Source organism: Deltaproteobacteria bacterium (assembly GCA_026712905.1).
GTDB lineage: Bacteria > Desulfobacterota > Binatia > UBA9968 > JAJDTQ01 > JAJDTQ01.
Genome location: JAPOPM010000106.1, coordinates 1 through 7,104 on the forward strand (window position 1 = coordinate 1; position 7,104 = coordinate 7,104).

General features: G+C 66.0%; 3 protein-coding genes and 2 pseudogenes. 2 read left to right on the forward strand and 3 right to left on the reverse strand.

What is annotated here, in order from left to right; genetic code table 11:
- Nucleotides 1–243 precede the first annotated feature (243 nt).
- A complete protein-coding gene (locus OXF11_08265) occupies nt 244–459 on the forward strand; it encodes a hypothetical protein (protein MCY4487095.1) in 216 nt (71 codons plus the stop codon).
- Nucleotides 460–1,262: 803 nt separating this feature from the next.
- On the opposite strand, the pseudogene OXF11_08270 reads toward OXF11_08265, so the two are convergent.
- Nucleotides 1,263–1,469, reverse strand: a pseudogene (locus OXF11_08270) (tyrosine-type recombinase/integrase).
- Between the two features lie 58 nt (nt 1,470–1,527).
- Here OXF11_08270 and OXF11_08275 point away from each other — a divergent pair.
- A pseudogene (locus OXF11_08275) lies at nt 1,528–2,003 on the forward strand (transposase).
- A gap of 1,087 nt (nt 2,004–3,090) precedes the next feature.
- Here the strand turns inward: OXF11_08275 and OXF11_08280 are convergent.
- Together OXF11_08280 and OXF11_08285 are read right to left on the reverse strand one after the other, a co-directional pair.
- Nucleotides 3,091–5,514: a hypothetical protein gene (locus tag OXF11_08280; GenBank protein ID MCY4487096.1), complete on the reverse strand. Its 2,424-nt coding sequence runs from the start codon at nt 5,512–5,514 to the stop codon at nt 3,091–3,093.
- 722 nt (nt 5,515–6,236) lie between these two features.
- Entirely contained in the window at nt 6,237–6,746 is a 510-nt protein-coding gene (locus OXF11_08285) for a hypothetical protein (protein MCY4487097.1), read from the reverse strand.
- Between the last annotated feature and the right edge of the window lie 358 nt (nt 6,747–7,104).

A 7,104-nucleotide genomic window follows, 5' to 3' on the forward strand; every position in this document is an offset into this window, starting at 1 on the left:
GCCCAGGACGCACACATCCTCGGCAAGGTGTTGTGGGCGGTAAGGAGGACGTGACCTTCCGATCTTTCCTCGAACAGCCGGCCAAAGAGTGACTTCCCGGCTATGCCTCTCGACATGAGGCTGGCGAACTCGGCTTGCCGGCCCACCCCGGAACTCGCCCGAAAACGTCCTTACCGGTAAGGGCAAGGTTATATTCTCTGACAGAGGGACCATACACGTCCGGGGGTTGCCAGATGCAGTCCAATGACCGGTATCGCCGACGACAACGTGCGCCTGTACCTGTCCGGCGCCCGCGAGGCGGGGACCGTGGCGGAGGGCGGCGGCGGACCCGGGCCGCTCACGCTGCTGGACGGAACAGGCCGTTTCGCCGGCGTACAGGGGAGTTGCACCTGCGGCACCGCCTGTTTGGAGAAGAAGCGGAATCTCACCACCATGGACGGCGCCTGGAGCAAGGAATGAAGGAGAGGGATGCCCGCTGAAGCGAGGATCGAAGACGAAGCGGCGAAGGCGTTGGTCGAGTTGGTGCCGGCCGAGCTGCCGGAGAGCGCGATGACCGACGATGAGCTGCCAGTGGATCGGTGAGTACCTCAAGGATCTCTTGGGCGCCGAGATCGGCCACGCCGTGCCGTCCACCGATAGAAACTGCCTGACTGAGGTCTCGAGTCGGTGAAGGCCGACCTTGTGAAATGGTTGTTCGGCGCGCTGATCGCCCAGGGCGGCCTGATCGTCGCCCTCGTCAAACTTCTCTAAACCCGCCGGTCTTCTACAACAGGGTATCCGGGTATTCAGGTTCACGATTACGCGCCGTGAAGCGACACGGTTGCGCCCGGCTGCGGCAGGACGCCGCTGGCGGGTTTCGGCAACGCCGCTGTTCCCTTCCTCTTCTACAGCCTCAGCCTGATCCCGAGACGGCTCGGCGCGCCGCAGGTCGGCGCCCTTATCGTCAGCGCGGTGATCACCCAGGTCACCGGCTTGATGTTCGTAGACCTCCAGGGCAAGACGGCGCGCATCCGCATCGTCTGGCGCGGCGTGCCCCTGGCCGGGCCGTTTGCTTCGCCGTCTCCGGCGTTGTCCACGCCATCGGTACCATCCTCATCTTCCGGGCCGTAGTCGACGCCCCGCGGTGATCGTCAGATGCATCTGGAACATCCAGCCCCTGGTCACCTTCGCGCTGGTGCACTTCACCCTGACCTGAAGGGAATCAAGATCGTGCGGGTGCAAGACGGCGTGGGCGCCTTGTAGCCCATTCGCCTCCCGGCGCCTCAACCAGCCACCTCGGCGATCCTGCTTGAGATGCGGTTGGCGGCGGACTTGACGGGGTCGTTGGCGAGGTGGGCGTAGCGGGCGGTGGTCTGCACCCTGTTGTGACCGAGCAGCTTCCCGATCATGGGCAGGCCCTCGCCGACCAGCAGGCCGCTAATGGCAAAGGAATGCCGCAGGTCGTGGATGCGCAGGTTCTTGATACCCGCGCACTTCAGGATGAGGCCCCACGGCCGATACAGCAAGGCGAGATGGGCGCCGCGCTTCTATGCCCCGGGGCGCGGCGACGAACACGCGGAGACCTTCCTCAAGGGGTTCAGTGGCGTCCTGCAGGTGGACGGCTATGCCGCCTACAACCGGCTGCCCGCCCCGGACCGACGGGTGAGGCTGGCCCTGTGTTGGGCACATTGTAGACGCAAGCTGGGCCAGGCCATCGCCGGCACTGGGACGGCCTGCGGGTGTTCCTCGAGGACGGACGCGTCGAGATGGACACCAACTGCGTCGAGAACCTCATCCGGCCGGTTGCCCTGAACCGCAAGAACGCCGTGTTCGCCGGTCACGACGAAGGCACTACCGCCTGGGGCCGCATCGCCTCGCTCATTAATGTTGAACGTCGCATAATGTTGAACAGAGGGATGCCGGCCCTGCGGAGCGGCGCCGCAGGGCCGGCATCACGTAACATTATTCGCGTGGGATTCGAGTTTCCTGCAGAACCGCTATTACCCGGTCGGTTGCGTCCTTGAACATTCCTCTGGTGATCGAAGGCGGAAGAGTCTCGCCGAGGATCTCGAGTTTTCCGACGGAGTCACTGCGCAGGTAGATTTTCGTGCTCTGTATGTTGGCATGGCCCAACCACAAGGAGACCTTGCGGAACCGGGATGGCGCGAGCGGAAGCGCGGGACTTGGGCGTGGTCGCCCCGGACCGTCGCACAAAACGGTTCCCCCATTCGGATACCGAGGTTCGCTTGCGTATTTCGTGACGACCGAGTTCCGGGGTGACGGGCCCGGTGACGTTTCTGACAGCCCGCGAACACCACGCGTATAGGCATCGGAAACAGCATGGCCCGTGCGCCAGGACTTCACCCGGGGGTGGGAATGTTGAAAGGTTCCCCCCCTGGACCCGCGGCTGCTGGAATGGCTGCCACTGGCGCCGCTCGGGCTTGCCGGTGCTTCATCCATCCGGGAATCGAGGGTTCCCGGTAAGCTGAGGTGGTCCCGGGAATGCGGACCACGCCACATCTCCACCCACAGGCATGAACTCCCGCTACGCCGCTTTTGGTGGATGTTGCGGATCTTGGCGGGCCGGGGCGGTTGGCCGGGTCATCGATGTAGAGTAGACGTGGTTTCATCCATGGGCCGAGCCGTGGCCCGCCATGCGATTCGCGGGCCCGCCGGTGCGCCACGCTGACCCGTTTCTGGATCCTTCACATCGGCGTGCTGCCGACGGTGACGCGTACGACGTCGACCTCACCGGCCAGCACTAATGGGAGGCATGAGCATGGCGATGATCGATGCACCTCATCCCGCACGCAGCGTCCGCGAGAATTGTCCGGACCGCTCGGTCTGGCGCGACCGGCGCGGGCGCCGGGCGCCACGCCCTGCCCAGGGTTCTCAACGGCCATGCCAGGATCTTTCCGGAGATGGCGCTCCGGCTGGAGAGGGCGGGCTGGTCGAACGCCGAGCTCTGAATCGATTATCTCATGGTGACAAACGCGAGGTTCTCCGGTACAGACCCGGGAACGACAGAACAACGAAAAAGAGGGCAGCCCAAGGAACTGCCCTCTTTCACTGCGTCTCCATATCCCCGAAGACAAGGGGGTTGGCCGTTTCCTACTGCTTGTGCGCTCCGAACGCGCCCACGTAGCTCTCGGTCACCGCGTCGTCGCCGGTTCCCGTTTCGCGGGTCACGCCGAACGTGCCCGCCACGGACATCGGGTGCTCGGTGACTTCCTCGCCGTCGCCGAAGAAGCCGCCGCTCCAGGTGCCGTTGAAATCATGTGTCGCCTGACCCGCCCCCGACTGCATGCCCATCACGGCATTGCCGTCGAAGGCGTTCGCGCCGGCCGCAATCGTCGTCTCCACCAGGTAAATGGGATCTTCCATGGCCTCGCTCCCGTTCACCCTGATGTTGTTGATGGTCCCCTCGATGGTCCCCCCCTCGGTCTCGTCGCCGAACTTCGCCGTCAGCATGGCATCGGCATCGAACCAGTTGATGCCCACGCCCGTCTTGTGATGGGCGCCCACCGCCTTCCCCTCATACGTCGCCGTGCCCTCCAGAGCATCCACATTCCCTGCCGTGAACGCATGGCCCGGGCCGCCGACCCCGAACGCCCCGAAGGTGTCCGCGCCGTCGGCCGCCGCCTCGTTCAGCCAGATGCCAAACAGCAGGTAGTCGTCGTTGGGATCGGCGTCCCTGCCCTCCACGGCCGCCCTGCTCCCGGTGAACCGGTAGCCCTCGATCTCGGTCACGGTGTCCCCGCTTATGGTAAGCGAGCACGGGGCGCTTGACGGACTTGACGGACACGTGAGGGTTCCCATAACCGCGGGCGTGTTGGCGTCGCCGTCATCATCGTATTCCACGCCGGTGTACGCGTTGCCCGATTTCGTGCCCAGCTTGTCGATCTTCGCCGCGTCGGCCTCGACGTTGTCGAGGGTGATACCCGTCACGGCGGTCACCGCCGCCGTGGCCTGCATCCGGTCGGTGAAGGCCAGCACGCGCGTTCCTCCGCTCGAGACGTTGAACCCGTGCAAGAAGGCCCCGATGCCGTCGATCTTCCTGGCGTTGGGTGCCGTGTCGCCGGCGTCCTCGAAGTCGCCGTCGCCGTTGGCGTCCGTGCCCACCGTGTCAGACACGATCGCCGCGCCGCCTCCGATTGTGGAGGTGACCTGCAGCATTCCTTCCGCCGACTGGTCACCATCCCGGTTCGGGTCGTCCGGCGTGTCCGCGGCCCACGCGGCGGCAAAGGTGTTGCCGGCGCCGATCTGGTCGCCGTGGTTCGCGGCCGCAGCGGCCGCCATGGCGCTGCCGATGGACTCGACCTCGGCCGCCTTCGCCTCGGCCACCGTCATGGATTCGTCGGCATCGGTGGTGGGATCGTCTCCGACCGGCTCTGTCACGTCTTGGGCGTTCGCCGCCGCGAACAACCCGAGGACGTGCGTGCCGGCGTACGCCTCGGCCTTCGCCGCCGCAGCCTCGGCCGCCATGTACTTCGGCCCCGCGCCCATCTCGCCGGTATGGTTCGCCGTGGCGGCCTCGTTCGCCGCCATCGCTTTGTCGCGCTCGGCCTCCGCCTCATCCGAGGTCATTGCCGCCATCGCGGCCATGTAGGCGGCAGCGGCGGCCTCAGCGGCCGTCTTCGCCGCATCGCGCTCGGCCTCCGCCTCGTCCGCGGCCATCTCCGCCACGTCCGCGTACCTGTCGGCATTCGGGTAGTCCGTGCGGGCGCGCATGGCCTTGTTCGCGGCCGCCCGCGCCGCGGCCGCCCGCTCCCTCGCCATGGCGGCCTTGCCCATCGCCGACTCGTAGTGGCCTTGCGCCTCTACCTTGTACTGCTCCGCGGCGTCCCGCGCGGCGGCGATATCCTGCTCTTCCTGCTGCCTGGCGGCCGCATCGTGCGCGGCCTGCGCCTGGCGCTGCAACTCCCGCGCGTCCGCGAGCTTCATTTCCGCTTCCGTCTTCTTGTCCTCCGCGGTCCGCTGCTCGGCCATCGCGTCGGCGGACGCCTCGTCGTCCTGCGCCCTCACCGCCGCCTCCTCGGCCGCTCTTGCCGCCGCTTCCGCGGCATCGGCCGCGGCATCGGCCGCCATGGCCGTAACGGAACCGGCGCCTAGGAGTTCGGCGACCTTGTCCGCCGCCGCCCGCGCGTCGGTGGCCGCCGTCCGCGCCGCAACAGCCGCGCCCATGGCGGCGTCCTTGGCGTCGGCCAAGGCTCTCGCTTCCGCAGCGGCCTCATCCAGCAATCTCTGTGCCTCCGCCACCATGCCCGCATACTGCATGGCCTTGTCCCGCTCCGCCTCGGCCTCCAACTTCTTCATCCGGGCGATGTCCCGCTGCGCCTCGGCGGCAGCCACCGCCGTGGCCGCCTGGGCCGCCGTGTTAGCCACCGCTGCCGCATCGGAAGCTGCCCTGGCAAGCGTGGCCGCCTCCTTCGCCACCGCGTGGGAGGCTGGATCGGCAGCCTTGTTCGCCTCCTGGTCCATGACCGCCCTTTCCGCGGCGTCGGCTGCCGTACCGGCCGCCGTCGCTGCTTCCATTGCCGCCGTCTTCGCGGCGGCCAGATCCGCCTGACTCGTATCCGGCGGAGGTGGCGTCCCTGGAGATGAACCTCTGCTGCCACAACCATACATCGCCACGGAGAACACGGCAGACATGCAGAGCAACATGAATGTGCGACCTGCTCTCGACCCGATTCCGATATCCCGTTTTCTCATTTCCCTATTGCCTCCCAAAGCAGCACCGGAATTGCGCTTTTAGAATAGATTGATTTGTCGGATAGGACAATAGCACGAAGATCACGACCGAGAGCGGCTTGGGCGCCGGCCTGGCTCCCTCGACTCATCGCGGCAAGACAACCAACGGTACCGAGTACAGACTGTTGCATTGTCAGGCGGTCAGCGGACCATGCCCGCCACACGGGTGAGGCCTTGCGTCTTTGTCAACCAACAGTCTCCATTGCTTCCTTCGCGGCTGCGAACGAGTTCCCTGCCGTGGCAAGTGCGGAGAGAGCGGAGCGGGAGTCGGCTGCCGCATGTCGAGGCGGGACGTCTCATGGTCGCGGCGCCGGCTCTTCTGGCCGATGAACGCGGGCAGGACACAATCGCCCATCCCGACTCCTTGCGGAGTTTCCGCGTCGGACCTGATGCACCTCCGGTGGCTGGTTGTGCCGTTGGCGCCCTTGGTGTCCCCTCAGGCTTTGGGCGCGGCCTCCGGGCGTCTGCATTTTGCTGGACCGCGCACGTATTTCAGACTCCAGTGGTCAGGAAAAACCCAACTTATGGAGTTTCGCGAGTCCCGCTTTTCGGAGCCTTCCCGCTTCTGCCTCGGCCTCGTCCTCGCTGATCACGTTCTTGACATCACGTTCGGCCAGACTCTGCCATCGCACGTTTACCCGGGTCGGCGTGGCATTGAGGTGAACCATCTCCACCGTGGCGATCTTCGCCGCCAGGCAGGCCTTGGCCGAACGCTGATTGCGCCAGGCGAAGTCCTGGAAAGGAGGATGCCATGAGCTGAAACCTTTCGTAGCGATCCAGCGGGTTCGACACCCGCCCGGCAAAGGCGCAGCCCGCCAGCTGGAAGCGAGTCTTGCACGGCGTGCGGCAACGCCCGTCGTGAAGCGTAGACAGCGGGCGACAAAGCGGCGGAGGAAACCTCGAAATCCGTAAACTGATGACGCCTTTATTGTTAAGCGTGTGGGGGCAGCACCGGAAGCGCCGTTACAGGCGAGGCGCAACGGGTCGTCCGGGGTCGTGGACCGGCGCAGAGTCACGGGATGGATCGTCAGGGAACCTGGGAGGTCCTGCCCTTGCCCGTGGGCAAGGAAGCTGGAGAGGGACGGCCAGCATGAAATCCAGACCCCGGTCCGTCGCCGGCGCCTGCGCGGCGGCGGGAGCGCCCTCGGGCGGGCACGAACCCCGGCAGGCAACAGCCCGCGGAGCCGGCTGGCGAAAACAATGAACTGAAGGACATGCGGGGGCAGGAAGTCGTAGCGCCCTGATGGTACCGCCGAAGGCGGGGAACCGTGGCCATCGGGACCCGCTGGAGGGAAGCGGGGCGTCATCTGAACAGACCCACTGATGGGAAACGCTGGAGGAAACCCTGAGTTCCACCAACACGTACACGAAACA

Bases quoted from the DNA above. Each gene is read 5' to 3' on its own strand.
- OXF11_08280 (MCY4487096.1), bottom strand. From the start codon at position 5,514: ATGGAAGCAGCGACGGCGGCCGGTACGGCAGCCGACGCCGCGGAAAGG.
- OXF11_08265 (MCY4487095.1), top strand. From the start codon at position 244: ATGACCGGTATCGCCGACGACAACGTGCGCCTGTACCTGTCCGGCGCC.